The organism is Variovorax sp. GW821-FHT10C12 (genome assembly GCF_059415405.1).
Genome location: NZ_JBWKNE010000007.1, coordinates 300637 through 321064, shown reverse-complemented (window position 1 = coordinate 321064; position 20428 = coordinate 300637). Strand labels below are relative to the sequence as shown.

Genomic DNA, 20428 nt, shown 5'->3' with positions numbered 1-20428 from the left:
AGCGGCAGCGCCGCCAACTCCCAGCTCGCGTTGCTTTCCCAGAAGGCCGAGAACAGGTTCTTGCCGGGCAGCGTGTTGGTGAAGAAGGCCTGGCCGACCCAGCCGACGATGGCCAGGGTCATGGCGATCCAGACGCCACCGGCGAGCAAGAGAAGCATGATGGCGAGCAAGAGCGCGCCCATGAGCAGTGTTTCGAGCATGGCGTGCGTTCAGACGTCGGAGGAAAAATCGCCGGCTGCGTGCCGCTCTTCGATGGCGCGCTGGTAGCTGGGCTTTTCGCCGCGCACCACGCCGACGAGCTCGTCGACCATCGCGATCAAGAGCAGCCAGCAGCCGATCACGAAGGCGGACTGCGGAATCCAGATCGGAATGACCACCAACCCTGTGGCCATCTCCGCGAACTCGTAGCTTTCGTACGTGAAGCTGGTGGCCCAGTAGGTGAGGTAGGCCACCGACACTGCGGCGATCAGCAGGCACATCACGTCCAGCACACGCCGCACTTTCAGCGGCACCGCGTCCAGCAGCAGCGTCACGCGAACGAAGTCACCATGCCGGAACGCATGCGCCATCGCAAAGAAGGCCGCAGCGGCGCACAGCCAGGAGACGATGTCGTTGAGTCCGCTCACGTGCCAGTTCATCTGGCGGCCCACACCGGCCACGATCATCAGCACGAAGATCAGGAACACGCAGAACGCGCCCAGCGCGCCTGCACCGTCGTACAGGCGATCGAGGAAGCGGCGCACGGCTTACTTCTTTTTATAGGTGTCGACGATGGCGGCGCCATCGGCACCGGCACCGGCAGCCTTGAGCCAGTCGGCCTGCATGATGCCGCCGACCTGGCGCATGTCGGTGTCCAGCTTGGGCGAAGGCTTGTGCACCTTCATGCCGCGCTCGGCGAGCAGGCGCTTGTACTCGTCGTTCTTCTCCTGTGCGACCTTCCAGCCGCGCGCCTCGGCGTCGGCTGCGGCCTTGGTCACCGCTGCTTTGGTGGTCGCATCCAACGCATCGAAGGCCTTGGCGTTCACGAGGATCGCGTTCTTCGGAATCCAGGCCTGCGTGTCGTAGAAGTTCTTGATGTGCTCGAAGGTCTTGGTGTCGTAGCCGGTGGAGCCCGAGCTCATGTAGCTCTCGATCACGCCCGTGGCCATCGCCGCACTCAGTTCGGCCTGCTGGATCTGCACCGGCTGCGCGCCGATGAGTTCAGCAATCTTGGCCGTGGCCGGGCTGTAGGCGCGCCACTTGATGCCGCGCAGGTCGGCCACCGAGCCGATCTCCTTCTTGGTGTAGATGCCCTGCGGTGCCCAGGGCACCACGAACAGCACCTTGATGCCCTGGGCGGCGAGCAGCTTGTCCATCGCGGGCTTGGAGGCGTCGTAGAGCTTGCGGGCCTCGGGGTACGTGGTGGCCAGGAAGGGCACGCCGTCCAGCGCGTAGATCGGGTTCTCGTTGGCGTAGTTGGCCAGCAGGATCTCGCCGGCCTGGGCCTGGCCGCTTTGCACGGCGCGCTTGATCTCGGGCGCCTTGAACAGCGACGCGTTGGCGTGCACCGTGATCTTCAGCTTGCCGCCGGTGGCCGCGTCCACGTCCTTCGCGAACTGCGTGATGTTCTCGGTGTGGTAGTTGGTCGCGGGGTAGGCATTGGCCAGATCCCATTTGGTCTGGGCGTGAGCGCCGAGGGAAAAGGCCAGGCCCGCGAAGGCGGCGGCAACGGCGTGCACGTATGGATTTCGCATGGGAACGCTCCGGAAGAAAAAAAAGAAAGAGAGAGGAAAGGAATGCGCAAGGCGAAGCCGCGGCGTGCAGTGCATGCACGCCGTGGCGTCGGCGGCCCAGGGGCCGGGCCGGCTGTTTATTCCTTCTTCTTGGGCGCCAGCTCGAGCGGGCTGGCCGGCAGGTCGGAGCGCCGGGGCTCGGGCTTGTCCGCGACCTTGCAGTCCTGGTCCTTGAAGGGGCCGGCCTCGCGCACCCAGTCGGGGCTGATCGGATGCTGCGCGCAGACGGCCTTGCCGCTGACCTTGTTGCGCATCAGGTAGAAGCTCTCGGTGGGTTGGGCCAGGGCCGCGCCCGACAACGCCAGGCCGACGATGCCGATGAAGAGTTGGTGTTTCATGTCCATGCCTTCGTGTGATGCAACGTTGTCAGGGTGCCGGCGCCGACAGGGTCTTCGCCATCGCGATCACCAGGTTGCGGCCCTGGGCCACGATGGAGTCGCGGAAGCCCTCGAAGGTTGCATCCGTGATCTTGCCGTCGCTGTCCGCGCCGAAGCGCGTCATGACCGGCGTGTGGATGTGGCCGGCGGGAATGTTCAGCTTGAAGGTGTCGCGCAGCAGCGTGTTGCGGTACGCGCTGGCGTTGGAGAGGTAGTTGCCGCCGCCGCCCGTGCGGGCGCAGTTGTTGTCCAGCGGGCCCAGCGCGTCCTTCTTGCACGGCTGCACGTTGTAGGTGTCGCGCCGAATCACGCCCCAGCCGCCCGGCGTGCCGGTGTCGCGGTTGATGACGCCCTCGCCGGTCTTCGCGTCGATCATGGCCTGGAACGGCAGCGTCGACACCGTGAACTGCGGTGGCGTCTCCTTGGCCCAGGGCCGCGGCAGGAAACCGAGCCAGCGCTCCGGCGGATAAATGTCGCAGTCCAGCACCGACGGGAACCTGTCGCCGTCCATGCAGGCGGGCCAGACGTTGTCGTTGCCCGGGATGCTGGCCAGGTGGTAGCGGCCGTTGAAGTGCTCCAGGTGGAAGGCACCGCCGCCCTGGCTCATGGAGATGGATGCGTCCACGCGCTTGGGCCCGGGCTTGAACCACGGCCCCAGCGTGTCTTCCTGCATGCCCTGCAGGAAGGGCGGGTAGTTCACGGGCAGGATGAAGGTGCGGATGACGGCCGTGGTGCCGTCGCCCAGCGCCACGGTGTTGCCGTCCAGCGAGAGGATGGTCGCGCCCGAGGGATTGCCGATGCGGATGTTCGGGTTGTCGTGAACGCCCGGCGTGCCCAGCGTGAAGGGATCGAAGCCGCTGACCAGGATGCGCTTGTGGCCCGTGCCTTCCGGGAAATCGATCGCGTACTGGCCGCGCGACGCGCGCTCGAACTCGTTCTCCAGTGCGGCGCGCTGTGCGTCGTCGAGCGGGAAGTCGGGCTTCCACTGGCGCAGCGCGAACGCCATGGTCAGGCGCGCCCAGTACAGCATGCGGTCGTCGCTCTGCGGCAGGCTGCCCTCGACCTTGCGGCCCTGCACCCGGTCCACCGCGGCCTGCCACAGCTGCTGGCCCTCGGCCTTCAGCAGGGCCACAGCCGCGTCGTAGCTCGACGCGCCAGCCAGACCGTCCTTGCACAGCTTGAGTGCGAACGCCGGCCCGAACTTGTCGAAGCCGCTGGCCTGCAGCAGCTGTTGCGAGAAGCTCGCCGCATCGCTGGCGCTGAGCTTGTTGGGCAGGCGCTGCTCTTCGTAGGAGGCCGCGACGCCGGTGTCCATCGCGCACTTGGCCTGGATCGCCGGCGGCGCGGGTGGTGGGGGATTCGTCGTGGGTGGCGGTGCGGGCGGCGGTGCGTTGGCAGCGGCGATCGCTGCTGCAATGGCCGCGACGGTGGCCGGGTCAGCCCCGCCGCCTCCGCCGCCGCCACCGCATCCCGCCAGTACCGCCGCGCAGATGCCCAGCCCCAGTGCATTCCGACGCCAGGAGATGCCGCCCTGCGGGACGCCCGTGGCGTCCTTCGCTTTGCAGTCGTCCCCCGCAGAGGGGCTTGGATGAAAGTCGCTTGCCATGACGAATCGCTCCCATGAATGTGATGTGCAGACCAGGAAGGCCTCACGACCGGTCGCCGCGAAGCTTGGGAATTGGTCAACACCACCATGGATCGAGGTCTCAACCAGATCATCTTGGTTGAGCTTGGATATATGTTTTGTTGAACAATTAACCAAATGATGCCCCACCATGTTTGTCATGAAATTGGTGCAAACCCGCAAGGTGAGCGATGCAGGCGCTACGGCCACGCGCCTCGCCGCACAGCGGTGCCTCGCTGATTCGTGGGGGGTGCGCGAGGGCAAACGAACACCGCAGGCAGCGCGGCGCGCCACCGGACTGCTGAAATAATGACCACCCCGCCACACCCGCCGCCGGATGCGCCATGACCCTGTCCGCCTACCTGCTGTTCCTGCCCGCCTGCTTCGCCATCAACATGGCGTTCGGCCCCAACAACCTGCTGTCGGTGACCAACGGCGCGAAGCACGGCGTGTCGCCCGCGGTCATCGCGGCGAGCGGCCGGCTCGTGGCCTTCGCGGTCATGATCGCCATCGCGGGCCTGGGCATGGGCGCGGTGCTCGTCGCATCGGAGCTGGCCTTCGATGTCATCAAGTACATCGGCGCCGCGTACCTCGTGTGGATCGGCGTGCGGCTGCTGCGCGCGCCAGCGCCGACCGCGCAGGTGCAGGCGCACGAGGCCGCGCCGCCGTCGATGCGCGCGCTGGTGCGCCAGGAGTTCACGGTGGCGGCCGGCAACCCGAAGGCCATCCTGGTGTTCACCGCCTTCTTCCCGCAGTTCGTGGTGCCCGGCGCGTACGCGTCGAGCTACGTGCTGCTGGGCGTGACCTTCCTGGTGTTCGAGCTGGTCGCGATCGCGCTGTATGCGCTGCTCGGCGCGCGCATGCGCCGGCTGGCCAATGGCAGCCGCGCGATGCGCTGGTTCAACCGCGTGAGCGGCAGCATGATGGTCGGCTTCGGGCTGATCCTCGCGTTCACGCGCCGGCCGGCGGGCTGAGCCGCGGCCGCGCGGCGGTCAGCACTCGACGATGTTCACGGCGAGACCGCCGCGCGAGGTTTCCTTGTACTTGGTCTTCATGTCCGCGCCGGTCTGCATCATGGTCTGGATGACCTTGTCCAGCGACACGAAGTGCGAGCCGTCGCCGCGCAAGGCCATGCGCGCCGCGTTGATGGCCTTCACCGCCCCCATCGCGTTGCGCTCGATGCACGGGATCTGAACCAGCCCGCTGACCGGGTCGCAGGTCATGCCCAGGTTGTGCTCCATGCCGATCTCGGCGGCGTTCTCGACCTGGCCCGGCGTGCCGCCCATCACCGCGGCGAGCGCGCCCGCCGCCATCGAGCAGGCCACGCCGACCTCGCCCTGGCAGCCGACCTCGGCGCCCGAGAGCGAGCCGTTCTTCTTGTAGAGGATGCCGATGGCGGCGGCGGTGAGCAGGAACTCGACCACCGCATCGTCGCCCGCGCCGGGAAAGAAGCGCTGGTGGTAGTGCAGCACTGCCGGAATCACGCCCGCCGCGCCGTTGGTGGGAGCGGTGACCACGCGCCCGCCGGCCGCGTTCTCTTCGTTGACGGCCATGGCGTACAGGTTGACCCAGTCCATCGCCGCGAGCGGGTCGGGCGCGGCCTGCGCGGTGCCGCTGCCCTGCAGCTGAGCGAACAGGTCGGCCGCGCGCCGCCGCACCTGCATGCGCCCGGGCAAGGTGCCGGTGCTCGCGCAGCCGCGCCGCACGGCGCCGGCCATGGCGTCCCACACCTGCAGCAATTCCGATCGCACTTCGGCCTGCGGTCGCCATTGCGTTTCGTTGGCCATCATCAGCGCGGCGATCGACAGGCCCTGCGCGCGGCATTGCGCGAGCAGCTCCGCGCCGGTGTCGAAGGCGAAGGGCAGCGCGGCCGGTGCCGGGCGCTGCACGCCGGCTTCGTTGCGCACGCTCTCGCCCTGCGCATCGACGACGAAGCCGCCGCCCACTGAAAAGTAATCCGCCTCGGCGAGGGTCTGGCCCTGCGCATCCAATGCGATGAAGCGCAAGCCGTTCGGGTGCCGGGGCAGGCTCTTGCGCAGGAAGAGCAGGTGCTCCTTCTCATCGAACGCCACGGCGTGCGTGCCGAACAGGTGCAGTCGCCGCTCGCGCCGGATGGCCGCGATGGCGGGCTCGATGGTGTCGGGATCGATCCGGTCCGGCCGGTGGCCTGCGAGCCCGAGCAGCACGGCGCGGTCGGTGCCGTGGCCGCGGCCGGTGGCGCTCAGCGAGCCGTACAGCTGCGTCACCAGCGCGGCCACCTGCGACAGCAGGCCTTGCGATTGCAGCAGGCAGGCGAACTGCCGCGCCGCGATCATCGGCCCGACCGTGTGCGAGCTCGAAGGGCCGATGCCGATCTTGAACAGATCGAAGGCGCTGACCGGCGTCGAAGGCGCCTTCGCCGTGCTCGTCACCGCGCCTTCACCGCCAGGTTCCACAGCGCCACGAGCTGCTCGTACTCCGCCGAGGCCGCTTCCTGGTCGAGCGGGAAGACCTTGATGGCGCTCAGGTCGGGCAGCGAGGTGAGCTTGGACACCGCGATGTCGCTGCGCACCGGACGGCGGAAGTTCTTCACCAGCAGCTCCTGCTGCGTCTCCTTGCTCAGCAGGCCGTTGTAGAGCGCGACGGCGGCGTCCATGTTCTTCGCGCCCTTCACGATGAACATGCCTTCGGGCGCCAGGTAGCTGCCCTCGGTCGGGTACACCAGCTTGATCTCCTTCTGGCCGCCCGCCACGTACTCCTGCGCCGCGTACTCGATGGTCAGGCCCACCGGGTACTCGCCGGCGGCCACGCCCTTGTAAGTGCTGCCCGACGACGCGGTGACGACCGCGTTGGCCGCCAGCTTGCCCAGGCCGTCGCGGCCGAACTGCTTGAGCAGGCCATACACCAGCATGTAGGCCGTGGCGCTCTTGCTCGGGTCGGTGATGGCGAACTTGCCCTTCCACTCGGGGCGCATCAGGTCCGACCAGGTCTTGGGTGCGGGCATGCCCTTGAGCTGGCGCTCGTTGACCATCATCACCATGACGTGCACGTTGGTGCCGACCCACAGGTCGTTCGGGCCGCGAAAGGCCGCGGGCACGGCCGCGAGGTCGGGCGACTTGTAGGGCGCCATCTGGTCCTTGTAGGCGCCCAGCGTGCCGAAGCCGCCGCTCCACAGCACGTCGCCGCGCGGGTTCTTGGCTTCGGCCTGGATGCGCTTCATCAGCGTGCCGGTGCCGCCCGTGACCTGCTGCACCGTGAGCCCGGGCGCCTTCTTCTTGACCACGGCCAGCGCGGTCTCGACGGTCTCGGTGTTGTTGGACGAATAGAGCACCACCGTCTGCGCACCCGCGACGCCCGCCGTGAGGGCCAGGGTCGCGAACGCGCATTTCGCCAGGGACTTGAAGGACATGAAAACCTCGCAGGTTGAAGTGAATGGGTGGGTCATTTGCTGGAGAAGAGGTTGATGCGGAACACCTTGATCGCCACCACGATGGGCAGCAGGATCACGCTGACCAGCGCCGCGCCGTAGGCCGAGGCCAGGCCCAGGCGCCCGCCGTCGACCTGGCGGAAGATGGCGATGGGCATGGTCTCCAGGCCGCCCGTGTAGACCACGATGGAGGCCGACAGCTCCGAGATCGTGGTCACCCACATCAGGATGGCGGCCGAGATGATCGAGGCCTTCATGGCCGGCAGCAGCACCTTGAAGAAGGTCTTCAGCGGCGACACGCCCAGGCTGATCGAGGCCTCCTCGATCGAGTCCGAGATGTTGAACAGCGTCGACGACGCGTTGCGCACCGCGAAGGGCAGGCGGCGCACCGTGTAGCACAGCACCATGATCCCCGAGGTGCCCGCCAGCACCAGCCAGCCGGTGTTGAAGGTCTGCACCAGCGCAATGCCCAGCACGGTGCCCGAGATGGTCAGCGGCAGCACCACGATGTAGTCCAGCAGCTGCGTGAAGGGGTTGCGCTTCTTGATCGTCAGGTAGCTCACGAGCACCGCGAAGGCCACGCCCACCACCGTCGCCATCGAGGCGAACTTCAGCGAGTTGATGATCGGCTCGGGCGCACCGCGCAGCGCACGCTCCAGGCTGGACAGCGACCACTGGCCCCAGCGCATCACGGGCCCGCTGGTCTCGGTGAAGGCGCCCACGAAGACGATGAGCAGCGGCAGCATCGACAGCACGATGATCACGCCCACGCTGAGCGTGTAGAACACCGCCGCGCCCGAGCGCACGCGCACCACCGCCGGCGCGCGGCCCTGCGTCATCGTGTAGATCTTTCGCTCGACCACGCGCTTCTGGAAGAACAGCACGATGGCCACGATGCCGATGGACACGACCGACATCGCGCTCTGCAGCGTCGGGCTGCCGCCCATCTCGCCGACGAAGGCGTTGTACGTCATGACCGACAGCAGCGGCACGCTGCTGCCCAGCACCACCGACAGCGCGAAGTTGCCCACCACCAGCGTGAACACGACCAGCGCATTGACCAGCACCGCGGGCAGGATCACCGGCACCAGCACGCGCAGCTTGGTCACCAGCGGCGAAGTGCCCAGGCTCAGGCCGGCCTCTTCGAGCTGGCCGTCGAAGCCGCGCAGCGCGGCCAGCACGCCCAGGTAGATGTAGGTGTAGTACACCAGCGTCATGGAGAACACCATGCCGGTCCAGCCGTAGAAGGTCGGCAGCGTGATGCCCGCGCCCGCGAGCAGGTTGGTCACCAGCCCGTTGTTGCCCAGCAGCAGCAGCCACGACTGGCCGACGATGATCTCGGGGATCACGATGGTCATGATCGGCAGCACCGCCACGAGGTTCTTCAGCGGGAAGTCGTAGCGCGCCACCATGTACGCGAAGGGCACGCCCACGGCCACGGTGCAGGCCGTGACCGACACGCCGAGCACCAGCGTGTTGCGGAACGCGAGCAGGTATTCGCTGTCCTGCAGCAAGGTGATGAAGCCGGACAGCGAGAACGCGCCCGACTCGTCGCGCACGCTGTTCACGAACAGCGTGCCCAGCGGGTAGAACACGAAGAACAGCAGCAGCACGAGGCTGAGCAGGGTCAGGAAACCCCAGGGCCACCAGTTGATTTTCATGGCGTGCGTGTCCGTTCAGGCGGCGACGACGCGGCTGTCGGCCGGCACCAGCACCTGCACCGCATCGCCGGCCTGGAAGTCGGCCACCATGTTGCCGGCGTGCAGCTCGACGCGGATCTCCGACTGGTCGTGCAGCCGGATGCGGTAGGCGGTCTTGAAGCCCAGGTACTGGCGGCGCAGCACCTCGCCCGCGATGGCGTTGGGCACGTGGGGCGCGGGCGCCATCAGCGACAGCGCCTCGGGGCGCGCGATGAGGATGCCTTGCGCGCCCAGCGCGGCGCCGCCCTGCTTGCCGTCCAGTTGCTGGCCGCACAGCTGGTAGCGCACGTGCGACGCGGCCCCGCCGGCGGACTCGGCCGGCACCGGGATCACGTTGGCCGAGCCGATGAAGTCCGCCACATAGGCGTTCACCGGCGTGCCGTACAGCTCTTCGGGCGTGCCCAGCTGCGCGATGCTGCCGCGGTCCATGATGGCGATGCGGTCGGACATGGCCAGCGCCTCTTCCTGGTCGTGCGTGACGAACACGGTGGTGATGCCGGCTTCGCGCACGAGGTCGAGGATCACGTCGCGCATCTGCAGGCGCATCTTGGCGTCGAGGTTGGACAGCGGCTCGTCCATCAGCAGCACGCGCGGGCGGATCACCAGCGCGCGCGCCAGCGCCACGCGCTGGCGCTGGCCGCCGCTCATCTGCGCCGGGTAGCGGTCGGCCAGTGCCAGCAGGCTCACCTTGTCCAGCGCCTCGTTGACGCGCCGGGCGATCTCGGCCTTGGGCACCTTGCGCGCGCGCAGGCCGTAGGCCACGTTGTCGAAGGCCGTCTTGTCGGGGAACAGCGCGTAGTCCTGGAACACCATGCCGATGTCGCGGTGGTGGGTGGACACGCGCGTCACGTCGTCCTTGTCGAAAAGAATGCGGCCGCCGTCGGGCTCGTTGAAGCCCGCGATGCAGCGCAGCAGGGTCGTCTTGCCGCAGCCGCTGGGGCCCAGCAGGGTGTAGAAGGCGCCATCGGGCACATGCAGCGACAGGTTCTGCAGCACCGTCTGGTTGGCGAACTGCTTCACGACGTTGTCGATGGTGATGGAAGCCATGTCTCTTGTTCAGGGTGGAAGGAAGCGCGATGCTAGGTGCGCCCCCTGCGCGCCACCAGCCGTATTTTTTAAGGCGGCCGGTTAGTTTTTCTGCAGGCTTCCCGGTCTACGATGCGCGCCGGCCTCCAACCCCGGGCGGCACGCAACCGAACACGAAAAGAACATGAGGAAGACAAGTCCGCTCGCCGAGGTACGCATGTGGTGACCCGACGCCTCCCCCCTTTGAAGGCGCTGCGCGCCTTCGAAGCGGCGGCGCGCCATGCCAACTTCACCGCGGCCGCCGACGAACTCAGCATCACGCACAGCGCCGTCAGCCAGCAGATCCGCCTGCTGGAGGACTACCTGGGCCAGCCGCTGTTCGCGCGCGAGGCCCGCGGCGCGACGCTGCTGCCCCATGCGCGCGACTACTTCGCCGAGGTGCAGGCCAGCCTGGACCGCATCGCCAGCGCCACGGCCGCGCTGAAGTCACCCCACCAGCGCGCCAGCCTGCGCGTGTGCACCACGCCCTCGCTGGCGATGAAGTGGCTCATTCCGCGGCTGGCCGGCTTCCAGGCCCTGGCGCCGCAGACCGACGTGCAGCTGTCGACCCTGGGCCGCCAGTTCTTCGACCAGGCCGAGGCCGGCAGCGACGTGCTGATCCGCCGCATTCCCATGCAGCGCCCCGACCACACCTGCGTGCGCTGCCTGGACGACCACCTCGTGGCCGTGGCGTCGCCGCGCTTCATCGAGCGCCACCGCATCGCCAGCATGGCCGACTGCCTGGGCCACCCGCTGCTGCAGGCCGCCGGCGAAGTGGAGAACTGGCCGCGCTGGTTCGAGCTGGCCGGCGTGCGCGTGCCGCCCCAGCTGCCCGGCCCCGTGTTCGACCACCAGTTTCTTTGCATGCAGGCCGCCATGAACGACCTGGGGCTCGCGCTGGCGCCCTGGTGCCTGCTCGAGGAAGACATCCGCGCCGACCGGCTGCGCCTGGTGTTTCCCGAGCCGCGCCTGCCGGCTTCGGGCGTCTACGCGCTGTACCGCACCGAAGGGCCGGTGGCCGCGCTGGCACGGCAGTTCGTCGACTGGCTCGGCACGCAGCACTGGAACGCGGGAAGCCTCACCCCATGACCACCACGCTCACTCTTCCTTCCCTGCGGCTGTCGGACTTCAGGCTGATCGCCTTCGACATGGACTCGACGCTGATCGACATCGAGACGGTCGACGAGATCGCCGACATCGCGGGCTGCGGCCCCGAGGTCGCGGCCATCGCCGAGGCCACGATGCGCGGCGAGATCACCGACTACAAGGACAGCCTGCGCCGGCGCGTGGCCCTGCTGCGCGGCGTGCCGCTGTCGGCGCTGCAGGCCGTGTACGACCAGCGCCTGCACCTGAACCCCGGCGCCGAGACGCTGATCGACGCGTGCAAGAAAGCCGGCCTGCGCGTCGTGCTGCTGAGCGGCGGCTTCACCTTCTTCACCGACCGGCTGCGCGAGCGGCTGCAGCTGGACGACACGCGCTCCAACGTGCTGGAGATCGAAGACGGCCGGCTCACCGGGCGCATGCTGCCCCAGCCCTGGGGCGACATCTGCGACGGCGAAGCCAAGAAGGACAAGCTGCTCGAATGCTGCCGCGCGATGGGCATCCCGCCGGCCCGGGCCATTGCCGTGGGCGACGGCGCGAACGACCTGCCGATGATGCGCGTGGCCGGGCTGTCGGTGGCCTACCACGCCAAGCCGATGGTGCGCGAGGCGGCCATGCTGGCGATCGACGAGGGCGGGCTCGACCGGCTGCTCGACCTGCTCAAGCCTTGAGGTATTCGGCCTTCGTGCCGAGCCAGCGGTCGATGTGCCGCTGCGCCAGCTCGGGGTGCTTCTGCAGCATCACCGGCGCAAGCTCACGCGCCCAGTCGAGCAGCAGCGTGTCGGTCGCGAGGTCGGCAAAGCGCAGCAGCGGCGCGCCCGACTGGCGCGCGCCCAAAAATTCGCCAGGCCCGCGGATCTCGAGGTCGCGCCGCGCGATCTCGAAGCCGTCGCCGGTCTCGGCCATGGCCTTGAGCCGCGCGCGCGCCGCCTCGCCCACGCGGCCGCTGTCGCCCGGCGCATAGAGCAGCACGCAGGCCGAAGCCGCCGCGCCGCGCCCCACGCGCCCGCGCAGCTGGTGCAGCTGCGACAGGCCGAAGCGCTCGGCATGCTCAATCACCATCAGCGAGGCGTTGGGCACGTCCACGCCCACTTCGATCACCGTGGTGCTCACGAGCACCTGGATTTCGTTCGCGGTGAAGGCGGCCATCACTGCCTGCTTCTCGGCCGTGGGCATGCGCGAATGCAGCAGGCCGACCTGGATGTGTTCGCCCAACGTGCCGGCGAGTTCGTCGCGCGTCTCGGTGGCGTTGCGCAGGTCGACCGCCTCGCTCTCCTCGATCAGCGGGCAGACCCAGTAGACCTGCCGGCCCTGCGAAATCTGCGCCTGGATGCGGTCGATGACCTCGTCGCGCCGGTGGTCGGCCACCAGCTTGGTGACGATGGGCGTGCGGCCCGGCGGCAGCTCGTCGAGCGTCGACACATCGAGGTCGGCGTAGTAACTCATCGCGAGCGTGCGGGGAATCGGCGTGGCGCTCATCATCAAGAGATGAGGCTCGAGGTCGCCGCCCGCCTTGCCGCGCAAGGCAAGACGCTGCGCGACGCCGAAGCGATGCTGCTCGTCGATGATGGCCAGCGCCAGGTTCTTGAATTTCACCTTCTCCGAGATGACCGCGTGCGTGCCGATGACCAGCGCGGCCTCGCCGCTTTCGACGGCGGCCGACATCTCGTCGCGTTCCTTTTTCTTCTGGCTGCCCGTGAGCCAGGCCACGCGCAGGCCGCGCTCGGCCAGCAGCGGATCGAGCCAGCCGACCAGCTTGCCGAAGTGCTGGGCCGCGAGAATTTCGGTGGGCGCCATCAGCGCGCACTGGAAGCCCGCGTCGATGCAGCGCGCGGCGGCCAGCGCCGCGACCACGGTCTTGCCCGAGCCCACGTCGCCCTGCAGCAGGCGGTGCATCGGGACCTGGCGATGCAGGTCGGCCGTGATCTCCTCGCCCACGCGCTGCTGCGCGCCGGTGAGGCCGAAGGGCAGCACGGCGAGCAATTGCGCATGCAGCGAACTCGCCGCCGCGTCGGTGGACGCAGGCAGCACCGGCGCACGCTGCGCCGCGCGCTCCAGCCGCGCCTGCAGCTGCGAGAGCTGCTGCGCCAGCAGCTCCTCGGCCTTGATGCGCTGCCACGCCGGGTGGCTGTGGTCTTCGAGCGCGGCGATCGACACGTCGGGCGTCGGGTAGTGCAGGAAGCTCAGCGCGCTGCGCAGGTCCCACGCGCCGCGCAGGCCGATCTGCACCGGGATGGTTTCGTCGAGCAGCGCGCGCGCCAGGCCCGAGCGCACCTCGCGCCGCAGCACCGGCTGTGCGAGCCCCGCCACGGTCGAGTACACCGGCGTGAGCGCGTTGGGCAGCGCCGTGCCGGCCGCCTTGACGGTCGGGTGCATGATCTGCCGCCCCACGAAACCGCCACGCATCTCGCCGCGCACGCGCACCTTGGCGCCCACCGCCAACTGCTTTTGCTGCGACGGATAAAAGTTGAAGAAGCGCAGCTGGCAGGTGTCGCTGCCGTCGTCGATGGTGGCGATGAGCTGGCGGCGCGGTCGGAACACCACCTCGCACTCTGTGACCACGCCCTCGACCTGCGCCATGTCGCCGTCGCGCGTGTCGGCCAGGCGCACGATGCGCGTCTCGTCCTCGTAGCGCATCGGCAGGTAGAGCGCGAAGTCGATGTCGCGCACGAGGCCGAGCTTGCGCAGCGCGCGCTGCACGAGGCTCAGGCCAGTGCCGGGCGGTGACGCCGGCGCGGCGGGGGGAGTCGGTTCTTTCTTGGCGGGCACGGACAAGGCTTCTAGCGTGGACGGCAAAGGTCCGTCAAGGCGCTGCGGGCATCGGGGAACATGAACTGGAAGCCGTTGCGCAGCAGCTGCGCCGGCACCACGCGCTGGCCTTCGAGCAGCAGGTCGGCCTGCTCGCCGAGCAGCAGCTTCACGGGCGCGGCGGGCGTGGGCATCCAGCAGGGGCGGTGCAGCACGCCGGCGGCGACGCGGGTGAAGGCCTCCTGGCTCACTGCACCCGGCGCGGTGACGTTGAAGGCCTGCGCGCTGGCCGGACCTGTGTCCGGCTCCGTCACCGTCCACACATGCGCGATGGCGCGGATCAGGTCATGCACATGCACCCACGACAGCCACTGCCGCCCGCTGCCCAGGCGCCCGCCCATGCCCAGCTGCACCGGCATCAGCAGCTGCGGCAGCGAGCCCTGGTGGCCCAGCACGAAGCCGAAGCGCAGGCAGGCCACGCGAACACCGTGCGCCACGGCCGCGTGCGCGGCGCGCTCCCAGCGCTGGCACAGCGTCGACATGAAGATGTCCTGCGGCGGTGCGTCTTCGGCGAGCTCGGTGGCGTCGCCCTGCGGCTGCACGCCGTAGTAGCCGATGGCGGAGCCCGAGAGCAGCAGCCACGGCTTGCGCGGGCGCGTGGCGATCCATGCGACGAGCCGCTGCGTCAGGCCTTCGCGGCTTTGCAGCAGCTGCCGCTGGCGCCGCACGCTCCAGCGCTGGCCGAGGATGCGTGCACCCGCGAGATTGACGACCACGTCGATGGCGTCGGCGGCGGGAATCTGGTCGAGCGACTGCACGCAGCGCACCGCGCCGCCGAAGCCCCAGGCGGCGGCGCGCGCGTCGCGCGTCCACACCGTCACCGAGTGGCCGTCGGCCAGCAGGTGGCGCACGAGGATCTGGCCGATGAAGCCGGTGCCGCCCGTCACCAGCACCTGCTGCGGCTTCGTGCCGAAGTGCACCGGGGCCTCGACGGCGCGTACCTGCGCCTGCTTCTGCTGCTTGAACAGCGCGCGCGCCGCGAAGCCGTCGCGCAGGCCCGAGATGCCCACGCCCACGCCGCACAGCGCCAGGAAGGCGCTGAGCCAGCCGTGCGGCTGCCACACCATCGCCGTCGGTTGCGCTGCCCAGCCGACCGCGCTCATCGCCAGCAGCGCGATGAACGCGCCGGCGTTGATGGCCAGCACGGTGTGCGTCACGCGTTCGGTCGGCGGCAGCAGGCGGCTGCCGTCTTCGACCACGAAGTCCCACAGCGTGAGCACGATCTCGATGCCGAACACCACGAGCAGCACCCACGCCCACGCGCCGTGCCAGGCCCATGCCGACAGCCCGAGGAACAGTGCGCAGTAGATCGACGAGCGCGTGGCGTGGATCGCCAGCTCGCGCCCCGCCGTGCCGCGGCGTGGCAGGGCCTCGGTGCCTTCGTGGTGGTAGAGCGTGTCGAAGGCGCCCAGCGCGCCTTGCGCCGCCATGAGCTGCAGGGCCAGCAGGTGCGTGTCGATCATGCGGACACCGCCTGCGCCTGCGGCTCCGGCACTTCCTCGAACACGCCGACCTGCGTGAAGGTGGTGCCCATGAGGCAGTGGCGGATTTCGATGCGGATGTTGAAGCGCTCGGGCGTCTCGTTGTGGTGCCAGAGAAAAGTCTTGCCCGGCGTGAACAGGCCCGGCAGCGGAATGCGCCAGCCGAACACCTCCCAGAAATAGCCGTCGCTCTGGAAATGCAGGCTGCCGCTGGGCTCCACGCTCAGCACCAGCTTCATGCCCAGCCCCATGCCCACGTACTCCAGCACCTCGCCGCGTTCGCTCTCGCGCATGAAGCTGGTGAACTGGATCGGCTGGCGGCCGTGCAGGCGGTAGATGCGCTGCTTGTAGATGGCCGGGTCGTCGGGCCGGGCGTAGACCTGGATCTCGACCGGGAAGTGGCTGTCGCTGTAGGGGATCAGCGCGCCCTGGATCATCGGCTGCGTGAGGTGCCCCAGGAGCTTGCCGAAGCGCGAGCAGCGCAGCTCGCTGAGCGCGCCCAGGTAGTGCAGCGCCTTGCCCGGCAGGGGGTTCTTGTCGAAGCGCCGGCGGATGTCGGGGTGCAGGCCCATCCAGGCGCCGCCCAGGATCTTCTTGAAGAGCTCGCCTTCGGAAGGAGGGGCGGGGGCTGGCGTGACACGCGCGACGGAAGAATCGACCATGCGTCGATTCTGCCTCGGCAACCCCCGGCGGCGCCCGTGATTCCGGGCCATGGGACAATCGCCGCTCTCCGCCTTTTTCTCTTTCCCATGCCTCCTTGGCACGGGCCCGTCCGGCCCTCAAGCACCATGCGCGCCTTCACGCTTTCCGATTTCGATTTCCATCTGCCGCCCGAGCTGGTGGCACAACACCCGGCCACCGAACGCACCGCCTCCCGTCTGCTCGACGGCACAGGCCCCGCCCCGGCCGACCGCATCTTCAAGGAACTGCCCTCGCTGCTGCGCGCGGGCGACCTGCTGGTCTTCAACGACACGCGCGTGGTCAAGGCGCGCCTGTTCGGCGAGAAGCCGACCGGCGGCAAGCTCGAGCTGCTGGTCGAGCGCGTGCTGCAGGGCCACGAGGTGGTCGCGCACATGAAGGTCAGCAAGAAGCCGCCCGTGGGCACCACGCTGCAGATGGTGGGCGGCTTCCGCGCCACGCTGCTGGGCCGCTGGCCCGAGGAAGATGGCGCGCTGTTCCGCTTCGGCTTCGAGAGCGACGCGGGCGAAGACCCGTATGCGCTGATGCAGCGCTGCGGCCACGTGCCGTTGCCGCCCTACATCACGCACACCGACTCGGCCGACGATGAGACCCGCTACCAGACGGTGTTCGCGCGCGTGCCCGGCGCCGTGGCCGCGCCCACGGCCGCATTGCACTTCGACGAAGGCCTGCTGGCCGAACTCGAAGCGCGCGGCGTGCAGCGCGCCAACGTCACGCTGCACGTGGGCGCCGGCACCTTCCAGCCGGTGAAGACCGAGAACATCGCCGAACACACGATGCACGCCGAACGCTACGAAGTGCCCGAGGCCACGCAGCGGGCCATTGCCGAGTGCAAGGCGCGCGGCGGGCGCGTGGTCGCCGTGGGCACGACCACGGTGCGCACGCTCGAGTCGTGGGCCAAGAGCGGAGAGGCCACGGGCGACACGCGCATCTTCATCACGCCGGGCTTCGCCTTCGCGCACGTCGACGTGCTGGTGACCAACTTCCATTTGCCCAAGAGCACGCTGATGATGCTGGTCTCGGCCTTCGCGGGCTACGAGCGCGTGATGGCGCTGTATGCCCACGCCATTGCCAACGGCTACCGCTTCTTCAGCTACGGCGACGCCATGCTGCTCGCACGCACCCAGGACTGAACGACATCATGCTGAACTTCGAACTCCTCAAGACCGACCCCGACAGCCACGCGCGCCGCGCCACGCTCACGCTCAACCACGGCAAGGTCCAAACGCCGATCTTCATGCCCGTGGGCACCTACGGCACCGTCAAGGGCGTGATGCCGCGCAGCCTCGAAGAGATGGGCGCGCAGATCATCCTGGGCAACACCTTCCACCTGTGGATGCGCCCGGGGTTGGACGTGATGGCGAGCTTCGGCGGGCTGCACCAGTTCGAGAAATGGGACAAGCCCATCCTCACCGACTCGGGCGGCTTCCAGGTGTGGTCGCTGGGCGCGATGCGCAAGATCAGCGAAGAGGGCGTGAAGTTCGCGTCGCCCGTCAACGGCGACAAGCTGTTCCTCACGCCCGAGGTCTCGATGCAGATCCAGACCATCCTGAACAGCGACATCGTGATGCAGTTCGACGAGTGCACGCCCTACGACACCAAGGGCCACATCACGACCGAGGCCGAGGCGCGCGTCTCGATGGAGCTGAGCCTGCGCTGGGCCAAGCGCTGCCAGAGCGAATTCGCGCGGCTCGAGAACCCCAACGCGCTGTTCGGCATCGTGCAGGGCGGCATGTTCGAGAACCTGCGCGAGGAGTCGCTGGCGGCGCTGGTCGACATGGACTTCCCCGGCTACGCCATCGGCGGCGTGAGCGTGGGCGAGCCCAAGGAAGAGATGCTGCACATCATGGGCCACACGCCGCACCGGCTGCCCGCGAACAAGCCGCGCTACCTGATGGGCGTGGGCACGCCCGAAGACCTGGTGCAGGGCGTGGCCGACGGCGTCGACATGTTCGACTGCGTGATGCCCACGCGCAATGCGCGCAACGGCACGATGTTCACGCGCTTCGGCGACCTGAAGATGCGCAACGCGCGCCACAAGAGCGACCCGCAGCCGGTCGACCCGAGCTGCACCTGCCACGCCTGCGCGGGCACCTCCGGCGTGAGCTGGAACGACGGCGGGCGCGAAGGCTTCAGCCGCGCCTACCTGCACCACCTGGACCGCTGCGGCGAAATGCTCGGCCCGATGCTGTGCACCATCCACAACCTGCACTACTACCTGAACCTGATGACGGAGATCCGCGCGGCGCTCGACGCGGGCACGTTCACGGAATTCCGCGCGCAGTTCAAGGCCGACCGCGCACGCGGCGTCTAGGGCCTGTTCACCCTATTTCTGGCGTCGCGAAGGTCTGCCACGGCGGGCCAATCAAGGCGCGTGACGCCGCGTGTGCATGCGCACACGCAAGGAGCGCAACGCCGAGTGGCCCGCCGTGGCAGACCTTCCCTTCGGGTTGGCTGGCAAAGGGGCCGTCTGCGGCGTTGCCCGCGCTTGCAAGGCTTCAGCCTTGCTGCGCACGGGCGCCTTGCAGCCAGCCCCTTTGCCAGCCAACGCGACGCTAGAAATAGGGTGAACAGGCCCTAGGGCTTCGCGGCGCCCGGCGGCTGGATGGCCAGCGGCGTCGCGTAGGGCTCGATGCGCAGCAGCTCGTTCTTGAGAATCACGATCTGCCTGAGCGGCGCCTGCACCAGCGCCCCGCTCGCGTCCTTGTGCGAGGCGTACTGCCAGAGCGTGAGCTGACCCTTCTCGGCCAGCATGGCGGCCAGCCGCTGCACGGGCGGCACCGCGCCGGCGCCCAGCTGGGCCGCCTCGATGCCCACCACGATGTCGTCGCGCGGCGAGACCACCTTGAAGAGCAGCACGGGCGCCGGTGCCTGCGCCTGCGCGCGGACGTGCCGCGCCGCGAAGGCGGCCGGAAGCAGCGCGAGACAGAAGACGAAGCGGCGGTTGAAGGAGCTCATGGGCCGAAGCGTATGCCTGCCACGGCGCCCTGCCCACAGGCCGGAAGCCATACGCCAGGTGGAGGCCCGGCCGGCACCAGGGACGCCGTCATCCGGTACGCTTGCCCTGTCTTCACTGCGGTTGTCCTCCCCCTCATGACCAACGCCTTCCCACCCACGGCCTATACCGCCCGCTACCCTTCGCTGGCCGGCCGCACCGTGTTCATCTCGGGCGGCGCCAGCGGCATCGGCGAATCGCTGGTGCGGGCTTTTCATGCCCAAGGCGCCAAGGTCGGCTTCTGCGACCTCGACACCGCCGCCGGCAGCACGCTCGCGGCACAACTGCAGGGCGCGCACCCCGCGCTGTTCGTGCCCTGCGACGTGACCGACACGGCCGCGCTCGCCGCCGCCATCGACGCGGTGCGCCAGCGCTTCGGGCCGGTGTCGGTGCTGCTGAACAACGCGGCCAACGACCGCCGCCACGAGATGGCCGACGTGACCAGCGACGACTTCGACCGCCTCGTGGCCGTGAACATCAAGCACCAGTTCTTTGCCGCGCAGGCGGTGGCCGACGACATGCGCGCGCTGGGCGGCGGCTCGATCGTCAACTTCGGTTCGATCAGCTGGCTCATGAAGGGCCGCGGCTACCCGGTCTACCAGGCCTGCAAGGCGGGCGTGATCGGCCTCACGCGCTCGCTGGCGCGCGACCTGGGCAAGCAGAACATCCGGGTCAACACGATCATGCCGGGCTGGGTGATGACCGAGCGGCAGATCAAGCTGTGGGTGAAGCCCGAATCGGGCGCGGAGATCGATGCGGCGCAATGCCTGCCGGGCCGCGTGATGGCGGAAGACATCGCCGCGATGGCGCTGTTCCTCGCTGCCGACGATTCGCGCATGTGCACCGCGCAGGACTACGTGGTGGACGCAGGCTGGACCTGAAGCGCTTCACCGGTCGCCCCAAAGAAAAAGCCCGGCATGCCGGGCTTTTTGCTGCGTGGGTGGCGGGACGATCAGTCGCGCAGTTCGGCCGGCAGCGTGCCGCCATTGGCGGCGATGCGGCTCATCACCTGCTTGTGCAGGCCGATGTTCCATTCGGCCGAACCCGGTTCGCCGTTGCTGTAGAGGATTTCGCTGGCCAGTTCCTTGCGCGCGGCGAGGCTGCTGTCCAGGCCCAGCAACTTGAGCAGGTCGACGATCGAGGTGCGCCAGTTCAGGCCGGCGGCACCGGGCATCGCGTCCAGGACGGCGGGCACGTCGCCCAGCGGGATCGCGGGCGGCGGTGCGGCAACGGCCGGTGCGCCGGGTGCAGCCGCCGGCGGTGCGGCGACGACTTCAGCGGCGTTGGCCGACGGGAAAATCTTGGAAAAAATCTTGCCGAAAATGCTCATGGGTGTGCTCCGTCAATGTGAATGGGAAAACCCGCGGCACGGCGTTGCGTGACGCAGCCCGGGGTTGTAG

The 20428-nt window shown here is 68.7% G+C and carries 19 protein-coding genes and 1 pseudogene; 6 read left to right on the top strand and 14 right to left on the bottom strand.

Translation table 11 applies throughout. The annotated features are described in order from the left end of the window. The 5 genes and pseudogenes from AC07OH_RS26195 to AC07OH_RS26175 form a co-directional block, all read right to left on the bottom strand. Nucleotides 1–200 (bottom strand): annotated as a pseudogene (locus AC07OH_RS26195) (C4-dicarboxylate ABC transporter permease); the annotation flags it as partial. A gap of 9 nt (nt 201–209) precedes the next feature. Then, on the bottom strand, nt 210–743 hold the full coding sequence (locus AC07OH_RS26190) for a TRAP transporter small permease (protein WP_495302654.1): 534 nt from the start codon (nt 741–743) through the stop codon (nt 210–212). 3 nt (nt 744–746) lie between these two features. Continuing rightward, entirely contained in the window at nt 747–1733 is a 987-nt protein-coding gene (locus tag AC07OH_RS26185; RefSeq protein ID WP_495302653.1) for a TRAP transporter substrate-binding protein, read from the bottom strand. Nucleotides 1734–1849: 116 nt separating this feature from the next. Beyond that, nucleotides 1850–2110, bottom strand: coding sequence for a hypothetical protein (locus tag AC07OH_RS26180; RefSeq protein WP_225616844.1), 261 nt, complete (start codon nt 2108–2110; stop codon nt 1850–1852). A 28-nt stretch (nt 2111–2138) separates the two neighbouring features. Beyond that, a complete protein-coding gene (locus AC07OH_RS26175; protein WP_495302652.1) occupies nt 2139–3755 on the bottom strand; it encodes a PA0049 C-terminal domain-containing protein in 1617 nt (538 codons plus the stop codon). 362 nt (nt 3756–4117) lie between these two features. On the opposite strand from AC07OH_RS26175, the gene AC07OH_RS26170 reads away from it, so the two are divergent. After that, nucleotides 4118–4747 (top strand): LysE family translocator, encoded by a 630-nt coding sequence (locus tag AC07OH_RS26170; protein ID WP_159274083.1) that lies wholly within the window; start codon nt 4118–4120, stop codon nt 4745–4747. Nucleotides 4748–4765: 18 nt separating this feature from the next. On the opposite strand, the gene AC07OH_RS26165 is transcribed toward AC07OH_RS26170, so the two are convergent. Genes AC07OH_RS26165 through AC07OH_RS26150 form a run of 4 tightly spaced genes read right to left on the bottom strand, consistent with a single transcriptional unit; the run spans nt 4766 to nt 9926 of the window. Next, on the bottom strand, nt 4766–6184 hold the full coding sequence (locus AC07OH_RS26165; protein ID WP_495302651.1) for an L-serine ammonia-lyase: 1419 nt from the start codon (nt 6182–6184) through the stop codon (nt 4766–4768). Then, complete coding sequence (locus AC07OH_RS26160; RefSeq protein ID WP_307637652.1) at nt 6181–7161, bottom strand: ABC transporter substrate-binding protein; 981 nt, start codon at nt 7159–7161, stop codon at nt 6181–6183. The genes AC07OH_RS26165 and AC07OH_RS26160 overlap by 4 nt, the downstream gene beginning before the upstream one ends. Nucleotides 7162–7193: 32 nt before the next feature. Continuing rightward, entirely contained in the window at nt 7194–8840 is a 1647-nt protein-coding gene (locus tag AC07OH_RS26155; protein WP_062477436.1) for an ABC transporter permease, read from the bottom strand. A 15-nt stretch (nt 8841–8855) separates the two neighbouring features. Next, nucleotides 8856–9926, bottom strand: coding sequence for an ABC transporter ATP-binding protein (locus AC07OH_RS26150; protein ID WP_062477439.1), 1071 nt, complete (start codon nt 9924–9926; stop codon nt 8856–8858). A gap of 201 nt (nt 9927–10127) precedes the next feature. Between AC07OH_RS26150 and AC07OH_RS26145 the strand changes: the two genes are divergently transcribed. Both AC07OH_RS26145 and serB read left to right on the top strand, forming a co-directional pair. Next, a complete protein-coding gene (locus tag AC07OH_RS26145) occupies nt 10128–11033 on the top strand; it encodes a LysR substrate-binding domain-containing protein (protein WP_370869629.1) in 906 nt (301 codons plus the stop codon). Beyond that, on the top strand, nt 11030–11716 hold the full coding sequence (gene serB, locus AC07OH_RS26140; RefSeq protein ID WP_495302650.1) for a phosphoserine phosphatase SerB: 687 nt from the start codon (nt 11030–11032) through the stop codon (nt 11714–11716). The genes AC07OH_RS26145 and serB overlap by 4 nt, the downstream gene beginning before the upstream one ends. Here the strand turns inward: serB and recG are convergent. The 3 genes from recG to AC07OH_RS26125 are packed head-to-tail and all read right to left on the bottom strand — an operon-like array spanning nt 11706 to nt 15996. Beyond that, nucleotides 11706–13814: an ATP-dependent DNA helicase RecG gene (gene recG / locus AC07OH_RS26135; protein ID WP_495302649.1), complete on the bottom strand. Its 2109-nt coding sequence runs from the start codon at nt 13812–13814 to the stop codon at nt 11706–11708. The two genes, serB and recG, sit on opposite strands and share 11 nt — an antisense overlap. 11 nt (nt 13815–13825) lie before the next feature. Beyond that, on the bottom strand, nt 13826–15316 hold the full coding sequence (locus AC07OH_RS26130; protein ID WP_495302648.1) for a TIGR01777 family oxidoreductase: 1491 nt from the start codon (nt 15314–15316) through the stop codon (nt 13826–13828). Continuing rightward, nucleotides 15313–15996 (bottom strand): DUF4166 domain-containing protein, encoded by a 684-nt coding sequence (locus AC07OH_RS26125; protein ID WP_495302647.1) that lies wholly within the window; start codon nt 15994–15996, stop codon nt 15313–15315. The genes AC07OH_RS26130 and AC07OH_RS26125 overlap by 4 nt, the downstream gene beginning before the upstream one ends. A gap of 126 nt (nt 15997–16122) precedes the next feature. Between AC07OH_RS26125 and queA the strand changes: the two genes are divergently transcribed. After that, the gene (gene queA, locus AC07OH_RS26120) at nt 16123–17166 is read left to right on the top strand and encodes a tRNA preQ1(34) S-adenosylmethionine ribosyltransferase-isomerase QueA (protein WP_495302646.1); all 1044 of its coding nucleotides are present in this window, start codon (nt 16123–16125) and stop codon (nt 17164–17166) included. An 8-nt stretch (nt 17167–17174) separates the two neighbouring features. After that, entirely contained in the window at nt 17175–18347 is a 1173-nt protein-coding gene (gene tgt, locus AC07OH_RS26115) for a tRNA guanosine(34) transglycosylase Tgt (RefSeq protein ID WP_495272730.1), read from the top strand. Nucleotides 18348–18610: 263 nt separating this feature from the next. Here the strand turns inward: tgt and AC07OH_RS26110 are convergent, their stop codons facing one another. Continuing rightward, nucleotides 18611–18991, bottom strand: coding sequence for a hypothetical protein (locus AC07OH_RS26110; protein ID WP_495302645.1), 381 nt, complete (start codon nt 18989–18991; stop codon nt 18611–18613). 135 nt (nt 18992–19126) lie between these two features. Here AC07OH_RS26110 and AC07OH_RS26105 point away from each other — a divergent pair, with 135 nt between their 5' ends. Continuing rightward, nucleotides 19127–19909 (top strand): SDR family NAD(P)-dependent oxidoreductase, encoded by a 783-nt coding sequence (locus AC07OH_RS26105; RefSeq protein WP_495302644.1) that lies wholly within the window; start codon nt 19127–19129, stop codon nt 19907–19909. Nucleotides 19910–19980: 71 nt separating this feature from the next. On the opposite strand, the gene AC07OH_RS26100 is transcribed toward AC07OH_RS26105, so the two are convergent. After that, complete coding sequence (locus AC07OH_RS26100) at nt 19981–20358, bottom strand: DUF3597 domain-containing protein (RefSeq protein WP_070063202.1); 378 nt, start codon at nt 20356–20358, stop codon at nt 19981–19983. Nucleotides 20359–20428: the final 70 nt, after the last annotated feature.

Excerpts from the sequence above, each read along its gene's own strand:
- AC07OH_RS26180 (WP_225616844.1), bottom strand. The coding sequence starts at position 2,110 with ATGAAACACCAACTCTTCATCGGCATCGTCGGCCTGGCGTTGTCGGGC.
- AC07OH_RS26105 (WP_495302644.1), top strand. The coding sequence starts at position 19,127 with ATGACCAACGCCTTCCCACCCACGGCCTATACCGCCCGCTACCCTTCG.
- AC07OH_RS26125 (WP_495302647.1), bottom strand. The coding sequence starts at position 15,996 with ATGGTCGATTCTTCCGTCGCGCGTGTCACGCCAGCCCCCGCCCCTCCT.
- AC07OH_RS26170 (WP_159274083.1), top strand. The coding sequence starts at position 4,118 with ATGACCCTGTCCGCCTACCTGCTGTTCCTGCCCGCCTGCTTCGCCATC.
- AC07OH_RS26155 (WP_062477436.1), bottom strand. The coding sequence starts at position 8,840 with ATGAAAATCAACTGGTGGCCCTGGGGTTTCCTGACCCTGCTCAGCCTC.
- AC07OH_RS26185 (WP_495302653.1), bottom strand. The coding sequence starts at position 1,733 with ATGCGAAATCCATACGTGCACGCCGTTGCCGCCGCCTTCGCGGGCCTG.
- AC07OH_RS26110 (WP_495302645.1), bottom strand. The coding sequence starts at position 18,991 with ATGAGCTCCTTCAACCGCCGCTTCGTCTTCTGTCTCGCGCTGCTTCCG.
- serB (WP_495302650.1), top strand. The coding sequence starts at position 11,030 with ATGACCACCACGCTCACTCTTCCTTCCCTGCGGCTGTCGGACTTCAGG.
- AC07OH_RS26175 (WP_495302652.1), bottom strand. The coding sequence starts at position 3,755 with ATGGCAAGCGACTTTCATCCAAGCCCCTCTGCGGGGGACGACTGCAAA.
- AC07OH_RS26160 (WP_307637652.1), bottom strand. The coding sequence starts at position 7,161 with ATGTCCTTCAAGTCCCTGGCGAAATGCGCGTTCGCGACCCTGGCCCTC.
- AC07OH_RS26150 (WP_062477439.1), bottom strand. The coding sequence starts at position 9,926 with ATGGCTTCCATCACCATCGACAACGTCGTGAAGCAGTTCGCCAACCAG.
- AC07OH_RS26100 (WP_070063202.1), bottom strand. The coding sequence starts at position 20,358 with ATGAGCATTTTCGGCAAGATTTTTTCCAAGATTTTCCCGTCGGCCAAC.
- queA (WP_495302646.1), top strand. The coding sequence starts at position 16,123 with ATGCGCGCCTTCACGCTTTCCGATTTCGATTTCCATCTGCCGCCCGAG.
- tgt (WP_495272730.1), top strand. The coding sequence starts at position 17,175 with ATGCTGAACTTCGAACTCCTCAAGACCGACCCCGACAGCCACGCGCGC.
- AC07OH_RS26130 (WP_495302648.1), bottom strand. The coding sequence starts at position 15,316 with ATGATCGACACGCACCTGCTGGCCCTGCAGCTCATGGCGGCGCAAGGC.